Source organism: Lacrimispora sp., from assembly GCF_036758025.1.
Lineage (GTDB): Bacteria > Bacillota > Clostridia > Lachnospirales > Lachnospiraceae > Lacrimispora.
Map to the genome: position 1 here is coordinate 42,923 of NZ_DAIOXM010000026.1, position 17,377 is coordinate 60,299.

General features: G+C 47.7%; 17 protein-coding genes. All 17 read right to left on the bottom strand.

From position 1 onward, the window contains the following. Positions 1-23 precede the first annotated feature (23 nt). On the bottom strand, positions 24-1,268 hold the full coding sequence (locus tag V7M78_RS18280) for a glutamate-5-semialdehyde dehydrogenase (protein ID WP_333651807.1): 1,245 nt from the start codon (positions 1,266-1,268) through the stop codon (positions 24-26). A 30-nt stretch (positions 1,269-1,298) separates the two neighbouring features. Next, positions 1,299-1,835 carry a 5-formyltetrahydrofolate cyclo-ligase gene (locus tag V7M78_RS18285; RefSeq protein ID WP_333651808.1) on the bottom strand — a complete coding sequence of 179 codons (537 nt, stop codon included), beginning with the start codon at positions 1,833-1,835 and terminating at the stop codon, positions 1,299-1,301. Beyond that, positions 1,819-2,040 carry a DUF896 domain-containing protein gene (locus V7M78_RS18290; protein WP_333651809.1) on the bottom strand — a complete coding sequence of 74 codons (222 nt, stop codon included), beginning with the start codon at positions 2,038-2,040 and terminating at the stop codon, positions 1,819-1,821. The genes V7M78_RS18285 and V7M78_RS18290 overlap by 17 nt, the downstream gene beginning before the upstream one ends. Positions 2,041-2,049: 9 nt before the next feature. Next, on the bottom strand, positions 2,050-2,913 hold the full coding sequence (gene proB, locus V7M78_RS18295; RefSeq protein ID WP_333651831.1) for a glutamate 5-kinase: 864 nt from the start codon (positions 2,911-2,913) through the stop codon (positions 2,050-2,052). Between the two features lie 71 nt (positions 2,914-2,984). Continuing rightward, positions 2,985-4,580, bottom strand: coding sequence for an NAD(P)/FAD-dependent oxidoreductase (locus tag V7M78_RS18300; RefSeq protein WP_333651810.1), 1,596 nt, complete (start codon positions 4,578-4,580; stop codon positions 2,985-2,987). Next, positions 4,577-5,797: an NAD(P)/FAD-dependent oxidoreductase gene (locus V7M78_RS18305; RefSeq protein WP_333651811.1), complete on the bottom strand. Its 1,221-nt coding sequence runs from the start codon at positions 5,795-5,797 to the stop codon at positions 4,577-4,579. Before V7M78_RS18305 ends, V7M78_RS18300 begins: the two co-directional genes overlap by 4 nt. 70 nt (positions 5,798-5,867) lie before the next feature. After that, positions 5,868-6,254: a hypothetical protein gene (locus V7M78_RS18310; protein WP_158376331.1), complete on the bottom strand. Its 387-nt coding sequence runs from the start codon at positions 6,252-6,254 to the stop codon at positions 5,868-5,870. Between the two features lie 54 nt (positions 6,255-6,308). After that, a complete protein-coding gene (locus tag V7M78_RS18315) occupies positions 6,309-7,985 on the bottom strand; it encodes a putative polysaccharide biosynthesis protein (protein ID WP_333651812.1) in 1,677 nt (558 codons plus the stop codon). Continuing rightward, positions 7,972-9,126: a DUF3048 domain-containing protein gene (locus V7M78_RS18320; protein WP_333651813.1), complete on the bottom strand. Its 1,155-nt coding sequence runs from the start codon at positions 9,124-9,126 to the stop codon at positions 7,972-7,974. Before V7M78_RS18320 ends, V7M78_RS18315 begins: the two co-directional genes overlap by 14 nt. Continuing rightward, entirely contained in the window at positions 9,123-9,620 is a 498-nt protein-coding gene (ybeY, locus tag V7M78_RS18325; protein ID WP_333651814.1) for an rRNA maturation RNase YbeY, read from the bottom strand. The genes V7M78_RS18320 and ybeY overlap by 4 nt, the downstream gene beginning before the upstream one ends. Beyond that, a complete protein-coding gene (locus V7M78_RS18330; protein ID WP_333651815.1) occupies positions 9,610-10,635 on the bottom strand; it encodes a PhoH family protein in 1,026 nt (341 codons plus the stop codon). Before V7M78_RS18330 ends, ybeY begins: the two co-directional genes overlap by 11 nt. After that, on the bottom strand, positions 10,636-11,865 hold the full coding sequence (yqfD, locus tag V7M78_RS18335; protein ID WP_333651816.1) for a sporulation protein YqfD: 1,230 nt from the start codon (positions 11,863-11,865) through the stop codon (positions 10,636-10,638). It lies immediately after the preceding gene. A gap of 22 nt (positions 11,866-11,887) precedes the next feature. After that, a complete protein-coding gene (locus V7M78_RS18340) occupies positions 11,888-12,154 on the bottom strand; it encodes a YabP/YqfC family sporulation protein (protein ID WP_333651832.1) in 267 nt (88 codons plus the stop codon). Positions 12,155-12,283: 129 nt separating this feature from the next. After that, positions 12,284-12,460 carry a 30S ribosomal protein S21 gene (rpsU, locus tag V7M78_RS18345; RefSeq protein ID WP_008975787.1) on the bottom strand — a complete coding sequence of 59 codons (177 nt, stop codon included), beginning with the start codon at positions 12,458-12,460 and terminating at the stop codon, positions 12,284-12,286. A gap of 145 nt (positions 12,461-12,605) precedes the next feature. Continuing rightward, the gene (gene alaS, locus V7M78_RS18350) at positions 12,606-15,212 is read right to left on the bottom strand and encodes an alanine--tRNA ligase (RefSeq protein WP_333651833.1); all 2,607 of its coding nucleotides are present in this window, start codon (positions 15,210-15,212) and stop codon (positions 12,606-12,608) included. A gap of 51 nt (positions 15,213-15,263) precedes the next feature. Beyond that, positions 15,264-15,413, bottom strand: a complete 150-nt coding sequence (locus tag V7M78_RS18355) for a hypothetical protein (protein WP_333651817.1) — start codon at positions 15,411-15,413, stop codon at positions 15,264-15,266. A 172-nt stretch (positions 15,414-15,585) separates the two neighbouring features. Then, positions 15,586-17,373 carry an ABC transporter ATP-binding protein gene (locus V7M78_RS18360; RefSeq protein ID WP_333651818.1) on the bottom strand — a complete coding sequence of 596 codons (1,788 nt, stop codon included), beginning with the start codon at positions 17,371-17,373 and terminating at the stop codon, positions 15,586-15,588. Positions 17,374-17,377: the final 4 nt, after the last annotated feature.

Here is a 17,377-nt window from a genome sequence, read left to right on the forward strand (position 1 = left end):
ATGAAATCACCGGCAAAACCCCACTATGGACGCACCTGTCCGTTTCCGTAAATGATATATTTGGTGGTAGTCAGTTCTTTCAGCCCCATAGGACCTCTGGCGTGAAGCTTCTGGGTGCTGATGCCGATTTCCGCTCCGAAGCCGAATTCATATCCGTCGGTAAACCGGGTGGAAGCATTTACGTAAACGGCAGCAGAATTGATTTCATTTAAAAACTTCTGGGCATTCTCATAATCCGAGGTGATGATGGCCTCTGAATGTCCGGTGCTGTAGCGGTTGATATGGGCAATAGCTTCCTCCAGGGAATCCACAAGCTTTAAGGATAAAATATAATCCAGATATTCCTGTCCCCAGTCCTCCTCTAAAGCAGGAACCAGACCCTCTACGATGGCACAGGCAGCCTCATCAGCCCGTATTTCAACGGACTTGGAGGAAAGCCGCTCCTTTAAAAGTGGCAGAAAGGCAGGGGCAATACTCTGGTGAATGACCAGAGCCTCACAGGCATTGCACACTCCGATTCTCTGGGTCTTTGCATTGAATATAATATCCAGCGCCATGTTAAAATCAGCGGATTCATCCACAAAGATATGGCAGTTTCCGGTTCCTGTTTCAATGACGGGAATGGTGCTGTTATCCACCACGCTCTTAATAAGCCCTGCCCCGCCTCTTGGAATCAGAACATCCACGTATTCTCTCATGCGCATAAACTCTTTTGTCACTTCCCGGTCTGTATCGGTGATCAGTTGAATGGCATCTTCAGGCAGGCCGGCGTTTTTAAGCCCCAGGCGCAGCCATTTCACGATGGCCTTATTGGACTCCAGGGCATCGCTTCCACCTTTTAAGATCACTGCATTGCCGGATTTAAAGCAAAGGCCGAAGGCATCTGCAGTCACGTTGGGTCTGGCCTCATAGATGATGCCTACCACACCCATGGGAACCCGTTTCTGGCCGATGGTAAGACCGTTTGGACGGACCTTCATGGAAAGCACTTCGCCTACCGGGTCTTCCAAAGCTGCCACAGATAGAAGGCCGTCAGCCATGGCTTCGACTCTTCCCGGAGTCAGCTCCAGCCGGTCCACCAAACCGGGATTCATGCCGGCTGCAACGGCTTTGATCACATCATCCTGGTTTGCAGCAAGGATTTCTGCCTCACCCTCCAAAAGGGCAGCCGCAGCCGCTTTCAGTCCTTCATTCTTTCTCTCAGTACCCAGAATTCCAATGAGTGATGTCACTTCTTTTGCTTTTTTTCCAATTTCTGTAATCGTCATAATGAAGTCCTCCAATCTTTTTTCCTCTCCCTAAGGAGTGATGATCCGGTTCATGGGTATGTCATGAGGTTCCGCCGGAAGACTTTCGAACAACTGGAAGCCATAGCCGATAGCAAGGCGGAAATGATCGGGCTCCTGCTTGAAAAAGCGGTCATAATAGCCTCCGCCGTACCCGATCCTGTTTCCTGACTTGTCAAAAGCAAGGCCGGGAACCACTACCGGCGCTCCCTCATCCCAGATTCTTAAGCAGGTGGGCTTGGGCTCCATAATTCCCATAACCCCCTCTTCCAGATCCCTTTTTCCGGAAATGGCATAAAACTCCAGATTCTTTCCGGAAACTTTAGGCAGCGCTATGTATTTTCCCTGGTTCCATAGGGCCTCCATAAGCTTCCAGGTCCCTGCCTCCTTACCAAAGGAGGCGTAACAGAACACGCAGAACGCCCGCCGAATTGCGGGTGTATTTAAAACCTGGCGGCAGATGGACTCATCCCACAAGGTCTGGGTGGCCGCATCCAGGGCTTCCCTCTGCTCCTTTACCCATTTACGGATTTCATTCTTTTCCCACATCTCCATACTTCTTACCCAGGTCCGTAACGGAACCGTCTGCTTCCTGAATTGATATATTATTTAAGTTTCCTCTCAGGCTGTTGCGGATTGCAAGAATGTATTCCTGGCGGAGAGCCTGCTGCTCTGCCTTTTCCTCCTCCGTAAGCCCTACGGATTTTGACTTGTGATAAAGTGTATTGATTCTGTCTATTCTCTCTTGATTCATAATTTCTCCTTAATATTCTTTGTTAAGATAATCCATTAAATCAAAATCGTGGTTCTGATGGGCCAGGAACAAGGTTCCTTTTTCCTCTCCCGACACGATCTGCCAGATCCCGTCTATGTCCTCTCCATTGGAAATGACCATGTCAGAACCGCTGTCTGTGGCGATTCTGGCTGCAGCCAGCTTAGCCGCCATGCCTCCGGTGCCTACATCGCTTCCGGAAGTGGATTTTCCCATTTCAAGAAGCTCCGGTGTGATCTCCCTTACCAGGCCAATAAATTCTGCATCAGGATTCTGCCTGGGGTCGTCAGAATAAAGCCCGTCAATATCTGATAAAAGAATCAGAAGGTCTGCTCCTATAAGAGCTGCCACAATGGCGGAAAGCCTGTCGTTGTCTCCGAAATTATCCACAAAAGGGATTTCAGAGGTAGACACGGTATCGTTTTCATTGACAATGGGGATGGTTCCCAGCTTTAACAGCTCGTCAAAGGTGTTCTGGGCATTGTAGCGGGTGCTGTCATCCACCATATTATTCTTGGTCAAAAGTACCTGTGCTGCGATTTGGTTGTATTCTGCAAAGAGCTTCTGATACACCATCATAAGCCTGGCCTGGCCCACAGCGGCAAATGCCTGCTTTTCCGCCAGGGTTCCCGGCCTGGTATGGTGTCCTAAAGCCTGACGTCCTGCCGCAATGGCGCCGGAAGATACCAGCACTACTTCTTTTCCCTGACCCTTTAAATCACTGATCACCCGGACCAGCTTTTCAATCTTCATCAGGTTTAAGTCTCCTGTATAGGTATGGGTTAAAGAAGAAGACCCGATCTTAATGACAATCCTCTTCTTATCCCTCAGTTTCTTTCGTTCCTCAACGTTCATGGTCATTTTCATCTGCTTTCTGGTATTCTTTTTGTCTCATATCTTACATCATTTTCCCGTGTTCGTCAAATTTATAATCCCTGCATCTGAAACCTGGCTGCAACGGCCTCTGCCACCTTTAAACCATCCATGGCGGCAGAGGTGATTCCTCCCGCATATCCCGCTCCTTCTCCGCAGGGGTATATTCCTTTCACACTGCTTTCCAGCGCTTCATCCCGGAATATACGGACAGGAGACGAGGTACGGCTTTCTATCCCCGCCAAAACGGCATCAGGCCTTGCAAAGCCGCGAATCCGCCGGTCAAAGGCCTCTACGCCCTCCACAATGGATTCCGCCATATATGCCGGAAGGATTTCCCTTAAATCAGCAAATTCGTACAAGCCCTTAAATGCCGGTTCCACCCCGCCCAATGCCTGGCTTTTTCTGCCCTTCTTAAAATCTTCGTAAAGCTGAATGGGAATCTTCCCATTGCTTTGCAAAAATGCAGCTTCCTCCAGCCTTCTCTGGTAAGCGATTCCGGAAAGAGGCCCTTTTCCTCCGAAATCCTCAGGCGTTATGGTAACGATCAGGGCGCTGTTGGCGTTTTTTCCATCCCGCTTATGATAACTCATCCCATTGACAGCCAGCCGTCCCTCTTCTGAGGAAGCATTGACCACGTATCCGCCGGGGCACATGCAGAAGGTGTAAATTCCCCTTCCGTTTTTGCAGGAATGGGTCAGCTTGTAATCCGCCGCACCAAGAAGGGATTGATCCTTCGTGCCGTACTGGGAAAGGTCAATGGTCTCCTGGGGATGCTGGATTCTAAGTCCCATGGCAAAAGCCTTTGCCTCCATGGGGATTCCTCTCTTTTCCAGAACCTCAAAGGTATCCCTTGCGCTGTGTCCGATGGCAAGAATCAGGACATCGGTTAAAATCCTCTCTCCCTCTCCCACAACGATTTCTTTCAGCTTTCCGTCTTCTGCTATAAAGTCAGTCACACGGCTTTGAAAGCGGACTTCTCCTCCAAGTCTTATAATCTCCTCCCTCATGTTTTTTACAATACCGCTTAAAACATCGGTTCCGATATGAGGCTTATTGACATAGAGGATGGAAGGATCTGCGCCGAACTCCACAAACAGCTCCAGCACCTTCCTGTTTCTCATAAAAGGATCTTTCACAAGGGTGTTCAGCTTTCCGTCGGAAAAGGTTCCAGCTCCTCCTTCTCCAAACTGCACGTTGCTGTCCGGTTTCAGCCTTCCCCCTTCCCAGAACCGGTCCACGCTTTCCCTGCGCCGGTCCACATCCTCTCCCCGCTCTAAAAGCAGGGGCTTGTATCCGTTTCTTGCCAGCATGATACCGCAAAAAAGCCCCGCCGGACCTGTTCCGATGATGACCGGACGGTGTGCCAGTGTTTCCTTTCCCGGCTTTGGAAAAACGTATTCTCTCTTTTCTGCAATGGTCACATTGACATTTTTAGCTTTATGTACAACAGCCTCTTCTCTTAAGGCTTCCACCTCCACGCAGTAGGTGAAATGAATTTCTTCTTTTTTTCTGGCATCAATGGACTGTTTTATTATTTTAAGGGAGCGTATTTCGCCCGCTGGAATTTTTAATGTTTTTGCCGCCTTGTTCCATAAATCCTCTTCCGTATGGTTCACCGACAGCTTTAATTGATTGATTCGGATCATATTTTCTCTCTTCCTGCATAAGTGCCTGCTAAAATCCCGCTGGACCAGGCCCACTGCAGATTGTAGCCTCCGCAGATGCCGTCCACATCGAGGATTTCTCCGGCAAAGTAAAGCCGTTTTACCAGTTTCGATTCCATGGTACATGGATCGATCTCCCTTGTATCCACTCCCCCGCTGCATATCTGAGCCTGGTCAAAGGAATTGGCAGCAATGACTGCTGTTTTAAGTCCCTTAATGGCTGCGGTAAGTTTTTTTATCTGGGCGGGTTTGATTTCCCCGGTTTTGGCCGTCTTTGTGATTCCTGTTTCATTTAACAATATCCGGGCCAGCTTCTGATTCAGGACTCCGTTTAAGAACTCCTCAGCCGGGCGGTAAGCAAAGTGCTTTACCCGGTCAATCAAAAGCTCCTCCACGGCCTTTTCAGCTATGGAAGGCAGTAAATCCAGCTCCGCTGTCACATCCTGCCCTTCATCAAGAGCCCGGGTGGCAAAACGGCTGACCTGGAATACAGGGATTCCGGATATTCCGTAATCCGTAAACTGAAGCTCTCCCCTGTCCTCTGTGGCTGTTTTTCCGTTTATTTTCAAAGTTATCAAAGCCTCTGTTCTCACTCCAGCGGCCTGCTTATACCACTTTTCCCTGCACCTAAGCTGAACCAGGGCGGGAAGGGGCTTTATAATGGTATGGCCCAGAGCGGCAGCCAGTTCATACCCGCTTCCGTCAGAGCCTGTTTTGGGTGCTGCCATGGAACCTGCAGCCAGAATCACCGCATCTCCCTTCATGTTCCCTTTTGAGGTCATGAGAGTCAGATCCTTTTTAATACCACGGACCCGGCAGTCACAGATCAAAGTGATTCCCAGATGATCCAGTTCAAACATAAGTGCATCCGCGATAGAGGAAGCCTGTCCGGTGTTGGGATATACGTATCCGTTCCGGTCTGTGAGCACAACTCCCAAGCCTTTAAAAAAGTCCAGCACCTCGGATACCGGTACCTTTTCCAGAACTGTTTTTGCAAAATCAGGATTTTCACCCCGGTAAGCGCCGGGAGGAGAAGCCAGATTGGTCAGGTTGCATTTTCCGTTTCCGGTGGAAAGAAGCTTTTTCCCAGGCCTGGCCGTATGTTCTAAAATGGTAACGGACGCCCCGAGCCTGGCTGCCTGGATTCCTGCCGCCAGACCGGAGGCGCCCCCTCCCACAATAATTACCTTTGGTTTCATAGATTCCTCCTGTGTATTCAGACAAATCTATTGTATCCAGTTTGTCCTTTTATTTCAAGTAATACTTTCCTTAACTCGTATAGGATTCCAGATAATTAAATACTTCGATCATGGAGGAAAACCATATGCCCTCCATCAGCTTTCCCCGTTCCTCCTCCGGAAAATCCACAATGGGCATATGGGTGTAAAGACAGATGGTGGTCTTGTCCTGGTAAAGGACCAGAAGATATCCGTCTTCTGCAACGAGATAAAATTTTTCTTTGCCCTTGGCATTGACCGGTTCAACCTCTTCCTGGTTAATAACGATTTGTGCCTCCGTCACAGTTTCCGTTTCTATGGTAGCCCCGGGAAGAGCCTCCTCAGGCCGTACGCTGTCTTTTGTAATAGCAAAACCGATCCCTAAGCAGACGGCTGATGCCGCCACAAACAAAAGAAAGCAGAACATATACTTCTTCATGAGTTGATACCTCCTTCAAGTAAGTATAGTATCTGCTTTCTTTTACCATTTTAATCACAATAAATGGAATTTTACTGCTATACGGGCCAGTTTCCTGCCTCCCGGCAGGCTTAACAGTTCTGTTTCATCCACACATCCTAATTTTAACAGCAGAATGCCATAGACAACAGCTGCCGCCCCGATTGCCGCCAGAACCCCTAAAGCATTGTGCTTTAAGGTGATGTGAACCAGGAAGTAAACGCCGTAAGCCAGACCGCCCATGATGCCAGCGGCCAGAGTAGGCAGGATAAAAGTCTTTTTCATCTCCTGCCTGTATTTTAAAAATCTTCTGATGGAGGCCCCATTTAAGAGACACATGGTAAGTGCAAACAGGATGTTGGAATATACCACGCTGTAAATTCCCATCCGGAACACGTAAAGCATGATCAGCAAAATGACCACGTGAAGCCCAAGAGAAATGACCGCATTCTTAAGAGGTGTCTGAATCCGGTTGATTCCCTGAAGCACCGCATTGGTGACTGTAGAAAGGGAAAAGAAAGCCACTGCTGTGGAGCCGTACATAATCATTTCTATGAGAGCCGCATTGTCCCTTCCTCTGAAAAGCATATTGCAGATAGGACCTGCCAGGACGGTCAGTCCTACGGTAGATGGAATGGCAATGATCATGGAAAAACGGATTACCATGGCAACCCTGCTTATAATCTGTCCCCGGTTTTTCTCTGCTACCGCTCTTGACAAGGCCGGAATCAGGGCTGAGGACAGGGAGTTTGCAATAGCCACCGGAATATTGAACAGCAGATGATATCTGCCGGAATAAACACCCCAGTTGGTTGCAATCACAGAATCCTCCATTCCCATGGAAGCCATGACATTTCCATAAATGCTGTTATCAATGACTGTACTGATGTTATAAGCCACACTGCTCAATACAATGGGAAGAACCGTCATAACCAGGATGCTGGAAATTTCCCCATAGGATTCCCGGTGTCTGCTCAAATCCCTTCTTCTCTGCCGCCTCATAACCGGGCGGTAGCTGAGAAAAATAAACAGCAGGAATAAGAGGGCGGACACCGCTCCAATTCCGGTTCCTATGGTTCCTCCTGCCGCTCCAAAAGCAAAGGAATATTTCGATGAGCCGTAGACCAGATTGGAATGAAGTCCAGCCTGAAAAAGCCTGGAAGCAGCATAAATACTGATCACTGCATTAACGATCTGCTCCAAAATCTGGGATATGGCTGTAGGAAGCATGGTGCCGATCCCCTGGAAATACCCTCGGAACACGCCTAAGTAAGCGATAATCCAGATGGTCGGAGCCAGGGTTTTCAGTGCATAGCTGGTATAGGGCATCTTTAAAAAATGGTTTGCAAAAATATCGGCCCCAAACCAAAGCACAGCGGCTCCGATTGCTCCAACCACGGTTCCGTAGATCAGGGACACGCGAAGAACCCGGAAGGAATTGATGTATTCCTTTCGGGCCAGTCTGGTGGCAATCATCTTGGAAACTGCGGTCGGCAGGCTGTAAGAGGATACAATCAGCAAAATGGAATAAATGGAAAAGGCAGAACTGTAATAGCCGTTTCCTTCATCACCTAAAATATCCGCCAGAGGAATGCGGTAAAACATTCCGATTACCCGGACAATAATGCCCGCCGCCGCAAGGATAACTCCCTGAATGAGAAAATTGGGGGAGTTTTTTTTCTTTGTACTTCTTTGTAACCTATTGTTTTCCATAAAATTCTACATTAGGAGAATCCTGTGCAGAAATAATGCAAACCCAGGTTTTTCCCTGGTTCAGGATGATCTCGTTATTCTCCATGTCGTAATAATGTGTGGGCCCGCCTTCTCCATCCCTGGTCCATTTGACAGGAATGGCCCGGCCCTCTGTCACGTAGCAGCCATAGGAATCATCCACCACATTGATGTTTAAATACTCTGTGGAAGCGTAATGGCCGGAAGGACAATACTGCAGGATGATGTTTTTGACTTTAACCTGTCCCTCATCCCCCATGTGGGCCTTTCCATACTGATACCGGTAATAAAGCCCGTCATCTTCATGGTACTCAAACCATGGCTTATTAATGGCATAGGCCGGATAGACCTTGTAGGCATCTAAAACGCCGGGCGCGCCTTCTAAAGTGACTTCCCGTCCTGTTCTGGCAAAACGGTAATGTCCCTGGTAAGATGAATCATAAGTGCCTGAATAGCCCAGCTTTTCAATGGACTCATTAAGACGGCTCCCGCTTGTATAGGCATTGTGGGGAGCTTTCTTGTCCTTGGTGCGGAAGTAGGCCACAGAGCCAATGGCATCCAGACCATTGATGTTGTTTAACTTGGATAAGTAGGGTTTTGCAAAGGTACTTTGCCCAAAGTGGGCATAAATGGCATCAAATTCCCGGGCAAAGTATGTATAATAGGTCCGGCAGCTTCTGACGGAACCGATCCGGTCTAAATCGTCGTAGTTTTCCATAATTGCCATGTAGCGGTTCATGCCGCCTTCAGCAGGCGCTTCATAAACCACATCGGCCCGGTTGATTCCGTACTGGGGAAGGGCCTCCTTATCGTTGCTCATCATGACAGCAACCGGCCTGCGGTTTCCCTTAGAAACGTCCACCAGTTCTCCTGTCAAATAGCTGCGGATCTTTCCATCCCTTTCCTTGCGGTCTTCAAAAGTATAGTAATCGCCGGAACCCTCATCTTCAGAGCTTTTCGCCTCTGTTTCGCTGTCAATTTTGATTTCCTTAGTTTCCTGGGAAAGGCTGGTTTCCGTCGATACCTCACTGGCAGACACTTCCTGATACTTTTTGCCGCAGCCCGGAAGTAAAAGGGCACACAGCATCACGCTTACAAACCAAAAACACGCTTTTTTCATCATCTTTCGTATCCTCCCCTGGCCAGTATCTCTTCCTGCTTTTTTTCCATCAGAATCCGCTCTTCCTCTTCCATATGGTCGTAGCCGAAGAGATGAAGCATGCTGTGGGCCGTGAGAAAGGCCAGTTCCCTGGTCTGGGAATGACCGTATTTCTCTGCCTGCTCTTCCACCTTGTCCACGGATATGACGATATCTCCAAGCATAAGCTCTCCTGTTTCAGGATTGAAGCAGTCTCCCCCCTCTTCCTCCAAAAAGTCGAAATCAGAGGGAGTCTCATATTCCACCATGGGAAAGGACAGAACATCGGTAGGGTTGTCTATACTGCGGAATTCCCGGTTGATCTGCCTGATCTCCTGGTTGTCCGTAATCAGTACATTGACCTCCGCTTCATAAGGACAGTCCTCATAATCCATGGATTCCTCCACTACCTTGGTGATAATCTCTTCATAAGGGATGTCCAGCTTTTTTTCCGCCTCGTACTCAATATTAATTGTCATTGCGCGCCTTTCTGCCTCCCACGGTCTTTGTCTTTCGTTCTTCCGGCTTTCTCTTAGACTCCTTAGACTCATAAGAATCGTATGCCTGTACGATTTTCTGGACAAGAGGATGACGGACCACGTCGCTGCTGCTCAAATAGCAGAAACCGATATCGTCAATTCTCTTTAACACCCGTACGGCCGTATCAAGGCCTGATACAGCGCCTGCAGGCAGGTCCTTCTGGGTCTGGTCTCCGGTGACGATCACCTTTGATCCAAATCCAATTCTGGTCAGGAACATCTTCATCTGGGCCGGTGTGGTATTCTGGGCTTCATCCAGGATGATATAGGCATTATCCAGGGTCCGGCCTCTCATATAGGCCAGGGGAGCCACCTCAATCAGCCCCTTCTCTGAATTGTGAAGGTAGCTTTCCGCTCCCATGATCTGATAAAGGGCATCGTATAAGGGCCTTAAATAGGGATCGATCTTGCTCTGTAAATCTCCCGGAAGAAAGCCCAGCTTCTCTCCTGCTTCAATGGCTGGTCTTGTCAGAATGATCCGGTTCACCTCTCCGTTTTTAAAAGCCTGGATGGCCATGGCCATAGCCAGGTAGGTCTTTCCGGTTCCTGCAGGGCCAATGCCGAAAACGATCATCTTCTTACGGATCTGGTCCACGTAATGCTTCTGTCCCATGGTCTTTGGCTTTACCGGTTTTCCTGCAACAGTCCTGCAGATAATATCCTTGTCAATTTCCAGGATCTGGCCTTCACTGTCGGAAAATGACAGGGAAAGGGCATAGTCCACGTTTTGCTCTGTAATGGCATTTCCCCGTTTGGAAAGCTCGATTAAGTTGTTAAATACGCTTTTTGCTCTCTGGACCATCTGCTCCGGTCCTATGATCTTAAGAGCCCCATCCCGTCCGATCATGGTGACGTGAAGAGTTCTCTCGATTTTCTTTAAATAGCTGTCGAATTGTCCGCAGACATTTTTTTCGTGTTCCACCGGAATATCTATGATTGTCTCAATTACGCTCATCTATTGACTGGTCTCCTTTGGCTCCTCTGTTCTTTGTATCTCAAGCCCTTCCCGCCTGCCTATAGGCTCCTCTGCCACAAAATCTATGGCAGCCTGGCATAGAGATTCATTATCTAGTATTCTAACATGATTTTCCAGAATTTGTACCCCTTTTTCCAATAATTTTTTTTTCAGTCTTTCGTTCATATCATCCGCCAGCAGATTTTTTTCTTCTTCTGTGTAAGGGCGTTCATAGGAAATGTATTCTTTCCCTGTTATTGTTCCAAAATAAACGGGAAGATAAAAATTCTGGAATAAATGAAGCTGCTCTTCTTCCATGGTCAGCTTCCAGAAGGTTCCCTCCGGCCTTGGGCGGATGATAAGAAGGGAATAGCTGAAAAGCTTTCCATACCAGCCCCTTCTGGTCTTTCCTGTTTCCACATCGATTTTCTGCAGAAGCGGGAGCTGTTTTGTGAAATGATATTCTGTTCTGGCTGTGATGTCCGCATCGGACCGGATGTAGTGAACATTCATGATCTCTTCGCTGTCTCCGATGATAGGAAGGACGCCGCTGACCAGCACCTGTCCCTTTACCACCTGATCCCCGATGGCAGCCTTCGGCACGCCGCTTCGTACGATCATGGAGGTGATCACCCCGTCCTTTTCCGCCACAATGTTGCAGGGAGTCTCATCTTTTGCAGGAATCTCAGACAAAACCTCATTTTCCTTTATCTTAACCAAAAGCCTGGTTCCTGATACCCTGGCCGATACCCAGGTTATTTCCGGAAAATTAGTCCGGAGAGCTTCTTCCAGGGCGTCGCAGTCAATGTTCGACTTTCTCATTCCGTAATGAACTTCTTCTGACTCAAAATATTTCAAAAGGGTATCGTAAGTATACATCCGGTTACCTTCAAATTCAATGTCCCAGATAAAAAGGGAGAGGCCGTAAAGAAGGATAAAAAAGCAGGCAAACCCTGCTCCGTATGCCTTCCTCTTCCGGTTTCGATATAAAAAAAAAGGAAGTCCAAACTTTTTCAGTATCCTAAGTCTGACCTTCGATTTACGGACCAGGGGCTTGATCCTGCGGAACCCTTTCACTGACATGAAAAAACGGTAGGATGTCCCTGTATTTACAATCTTCCACAATTCAATTTCATGAACGCTGCATATATTGAAAAAACGTTCCGGAGAATATCCGGTCAGTTCTACGAAAAGGTAGCCAAATATGTAACGGTTCAGCCATATGATCATTTGCCTCACCTCCTTTTGCCTGTTATTCAAACTCCAGGGATTTTATGTAGCCGGTAATCTTCATTTCCTCTCCGGTATAATATTCAATCATCAGCCTGTTTCCGGAAATGATCACCCGGCAGTTTTTGGCCTGAAGCTTGATAGAACAATCCGTATAGAGGATGATGCTCCGGTAGTTTTCGATGACAACGCTTCGGCGTCCTAAAAAGGATATGAGCACCTCTCCCAGAACCACATCCTTGGGAAGTTTTAAAGCGGAAGCTGCCTTTTCCTTTGATTCTTCCAACATATCCATATGCCTTTCCATTCTGCTTCCCTACACTATATGCAAATAAAAGCCAGAAAATTCTACCCTACCAAAAAGTCGAAAAAACCCCTGGTCATGCCGAAACAAGACCAGGGATTCATCTTTTAACAATTAGTTATATTTACGTTTTCTTGCAGCTTCAGACTTTTTCTTACGTCTTACGCTTGGTTTCTCGTAATGCTCTCTCTTACGAATTTCCTGCTGGATACCTGCTTTTGCACAGTTTCTTTTGAATCTGCGTAAAGCACTATCTAAGGTCTCGTTATCTTTAACGATTACATTTGACATAGCTCACACCTAACCTCCCTCCAGTTGTGTACTTGTGCATAATACAACTGTTTGGGTATTTTATAGCACTGATATGATTATAGCATAATTTTGCCATTCGTCAAGAAAAAAATTATTATTTTTTCAATTATCGTCACAGAACCGGTTATTTCACCTGTTCTGCAACTACTTCGTAAACCTTTTCAAGACACGTGTCAACTCCTGCCGGATTTTTGCCGCCGGCCTGAGCCATATTAGGCCGTCCGCCGCCGCCGCCGCCCACGAAAGAGGCAATGGCTTTGATTAAATTTCCTGCATGAGCACCCTTTTTCTGAGCCTCTTCTGTTGCAGAAGCCATTAAGTTTACCTTGCCATCCTGAACGGAAGCAATGACAACCACGCCTTCTCCCAACTGATCCTTTAACTGGTCTCCAAGGTTGCGAAGGCCATTCATATCCACATCCATAACCTTTGTAGCAAGGACCTTAACTCCGTTTACTTCCTTGATCTGATCGGTTACATTGCCAAGGGAGTCATTTGCCAGCTTGCTCTTTAATTTCTCATTTTCAGAATGAAGGGCTTTGATTTCTTCCATAAGAGATTCGATCTTTGCTGTCAGGCCGGAAGGAATTGTCTTAGCTGCCTTTGCAGCTTCGTGAAGTTCTCTTTCTGTATCCTGATAATAACGTGTCAGACCGTCTCCTGTCAGTGCCTCAATTCTGCGGACACCGGCTGCGATTCCTGTTTCTGAAAGAATCTTAAATGCGCCGATGACTCCTGTATTGGAAATGTGGGTTCCGCCGCAAAGCTCGGTGGAGAAATCTCCCATCCGTACCACGCGGACTGTCTCGCCGTACTTCTCTCCAAAGAGAGCCATAGCGCCGGCTTTTTTTGCATCGTCCAGGCTCATGACTTCGGTCTTTACAGCCAGACTATCCTTAATCTTTTCATTGACAAGGGCTTCCACCTGGGAAATCTCCTCCGGTGTCAGAGCTGAAAAATGCGTGAAGTCAAAGCGCAGCTTATCCTTGTCCACAAAAGAGCCTGCCTGCTCTACATGGCTGCCTAATACGGTCCTCAATGCCTTTTGAAGAAGGTGGGTAGCGCTGTGGTTCTTTCCTGTATTCTGGCGGTTTTCTTCGCTCACACGCAGGGTGACCGCATCTCCGCTTTGCAGCATTCCGCGCACCATCTTTCCTACATGGCCTACCTTGCCGCCCTGTAAGTGAATGGTATCTTCTACCTTAAATTCTCCCTTTTCATTGCAGATATAGCCCACATCGCCCTGCTGGCCGCCCATGGTGCCGTAAAAAGGTGTCTTTTCCGTTACAATAGTTCCCAGTTCCCCATCAGTTAAGGCTTCCACCACCTCTGTCTCTGTGGTGAGGGCGGAAATAAAGGAATCCAGCACTAATGTGTCATAACCTGCAAATTCTGTCGTAAGAGCCGGATCAAGGGACTGGTATACGGTCACATCTGCGCCCATGTAATTGGTGGTCTTTCTGGCGTTTCTGGCAGTTTCCCTCTGCTTTTTCATAGCAGCCTGGAAGCCGTCTTCATCCACGCTGAAATTCTTCTCTTCCAGAATCTCCAACGTCAAATCCAGAGGAAATCCGTAGGTATCATATAATTTAAAGGCATTTTCTCCGGAAAGAACGGTTTCGCTGTTCTTTACCATCTCCTCCTGCAAATCATTTAAAATGGCAAGACCCTGGTCAATGGTCTTGTTGAACTTATCCTCTTCCTGGGTGAGAACCTTTAAGATCATGGCCTTTTTCTCTTCCAGTTCAGGATATCCGTCTTTGGATAAAGCAATGACGGTTTCAGAAAGCTCAGCCAGGAATTTCCCTTCGATTCCAAGGAGTTTTCCGTGACGGGCTGCTCTTCTTAACAGACGGCGCAGTACATAGCCTCTGCCCTCGTTGGAAGGCATGATTCCGTCTGAGATCATAAAGGTACAGGAACGGATATGGTCTGTAATCAGACGCAGGGAAACATCCACCTGGTAATCCTCTTTGTAGGTCTTGCCTGCCAGCTCTCCGACTCTTGTTAAAAGGGCCTTTATGGTATCCACATCAAAGATGGAATCCACATCCTGAACCACCACTGCCAGACGCTCAAGACCCATGCCTGTATCGATGTTCTTCTGCTTTAATTCTTCATAATGGCCCTTGCCGTCGCTTTCAAACTGGGTGAATACGTTATTCCACACCTCAATATAGCGGTCACATTCGCAGCCAACGGTACACTCCGGCTTTCCGCAGCCGTATTTCTCGCCTCTGTCATAGTAAATCTCAGAACATGGGCCGCAGGGACCTGCACCGTGCTCCCAGAAGTTGTCTTCCTTGCCAAAGCGAAAAATATTCTCAGGGGCAATGCCGATTTCTTTATTCCATATATCAAAGGCTTCATCATCCTCTAAATATACTGACGGATAGAGCCTGTCCGCTTCCAGTCCTACCACCTGGGTCATAAATTCCCATGACCACTGGATGGCTTCTCTCTTAAAATAATCTCCAAAGGAGAAGTTTCCGAGCATTTCAAAAAAAGTACCGTGGCGGGCTGTCTTGCCTACATTTTCAATATCGCCTGTACGGATACACTTCTGGCAGGTGGTCACCCTGTTTCTGGGGGGAATCTCCTGGCCTGTAAAATATGGTTTTAAGGGAGCCATGCCTGAGTTGATCAGGAGCAGGCTGTTATCGTTATGGGGAACCAGGGAAAAGCTTTTCATCGCCAGATGTCCCTTGCTTTCAAAAAATTCAAGGAACATTTTCCTCAGTTCATTTACACCGTACTTCTTCACGTTACTGTCCTCCGTTTACTATTTTGTCTCTGTCGTCACATCGCCGGCCTTGCCTGCATCCTTGTGATCTCTGTATTTTTTTCCGCATACAATTCCGCCTAAGGCAATGGCAAGAAAAACCACGAATTTGATTGCGGTTCCAAAAAAACTTCCAAATATTGCTGTCATATTTCTTCCTCCCGAAAGTTTATATAGTACGACTCATTTTACTATCCTATCACAAGGAATTTTATTTATCAAGATGTACCTTGGGAATTTTTTTTACTCACACAAAAAGCGCCTTGAAAAATGGCTTTTGCAGCCTCATCAAGACGCTTTTTACAGTATTTCCGGCTCTTCTTCACCTCAGGGCCATCTGCAGCCGTTCCATCTCATAGAATTCACCCTTTAATTCCATGAGTTCCTGATAGCTTCCTTCCTCCCGGATCTTGCCTTTATCCAGAACCACGATCCGGTCTGCCCCTCTTACGGTAGACAGCCTGTGAGCTACAATAAAGGTAGTCCTGCCCTTAATGAGCCGGTCCAGGGCATCCTGGATCTCTTTTTCGGAAATGGTATCCAGAGCTGATGTAGCCTCATCCAGAATAATCACTTTGGGATTCCGTATAATAGCCCGTGCAATGGAGATTCTCTGCCTCTGACCGCCGCTTAAGTTGCCGCCATGCTCTCCGATCATGGTATCCAGCCCCTGGGGAAGCTTTGCGATAACGGATTTTAAATTTGCGGCTTCTACGGCATGGCTTAGGGCTTCTTCCGTCACATCCTCCAGGCCGTATACAATATTTTCCCTGACTGTGCCGGAAAAAAGCACCGGTGTCTGGGGTACCACGGAGATGAACCTCCGATAGCTTCTTAAATTAATATCATTGATATCCAGCCCATCAATCAGCAGCCTTCCATCCGTAGGGGTGATAAAGCCGATGATTAAATTCAGCACTGTGGTCTTTCCGGAACCGGATTCTCCCACCAGAGCGATAGTCTCTCCCTCCTTCACCTTCCATTGGAACCCATGAAGCACCTGTTCTTCGGAACCGTGATAGGAAAACTGCACGTTGTGAAAGGTGTAGTTCCCCTTCAATTCCTTCATTTCTGTCTTTCCCTCGTTCCTCTCCACATCCTCAGAAGCCAGAACCTCACCGATGGAGGTGACGGATTCCATCCCCTTTGTTAAAATCGGAAGAAGGTTTATGAGAGAGGTGAATTGGTTGACCACAGTCGTAAAGCTGGACTGGTAAAATGCCACATCCCCCACCTTAACAAGTCCGTTTAAGGCCATAACGCCGGAAAATCCCAGACATAAAGCCTGAAACACCTGAAATATACACCAGCTCACTGCACCGAAATGGGCCTGAATCATATCCAGGCGGTATCCCTTTTCTGCCGTTTCTCTAAGCTGTTCCCGGATTTTTTCAACTTCCTTTTTTTCCAGAGCATGAGCTCTTGTGACTGGGACCAGTTCCACCATCTCCATAACCTTTGCGCTGGTTTCCTCCATTTCCCGGCGAAATGCCCGGTTTTCTCTGTGTATCCTCTTTCGGAAGGCGATTATGGTGATGGAGCTCACCGGCGCCACCAAAAGAAAGAACAAAAGCACGATCCGGTTCTTTGCAGCCGTTAAGGACAAGGTGATCACCAGATTCATGAAGATATTCATCATACTGACGAAAAGCTGGGCGGATAAGGTTTCCACCGCCTCCACATCCCGGATGATCTTCGACTGAAGCCGTCCCGACTGGGTCTCTGTGTGGTAGGGGATGGACAGCTCCTGTAGCTTTCTCACCAGGGCCCCGCGCAGGCCTGCCTCGGTTTTTCGTATAACCCGGCTGACATACATATTATGAAGCCAGTTGGCAGGCAGGTGGACCACCAAAAGCCCCAGCCAGATGGACACGTTGAGGAAAATAGCGTTTTTCCCGGCCGCTCCTCCTTCCATGACCCCATTTATGACATTGGCGATCAGCAGGGCGGAAAAAAGACTGGGCGCATGCTTTATGACGAAAAAGAAGGTGGAAATAAAAAACTTATGGTACTGACCCCTGTAAAAGCTGAAAAGAACCATGACTGAGCGGTCTCCGTACTTTTGATAGCTGCGGACAAACCGGCGCTCAATATCTTCATATTTTTCCATAGCC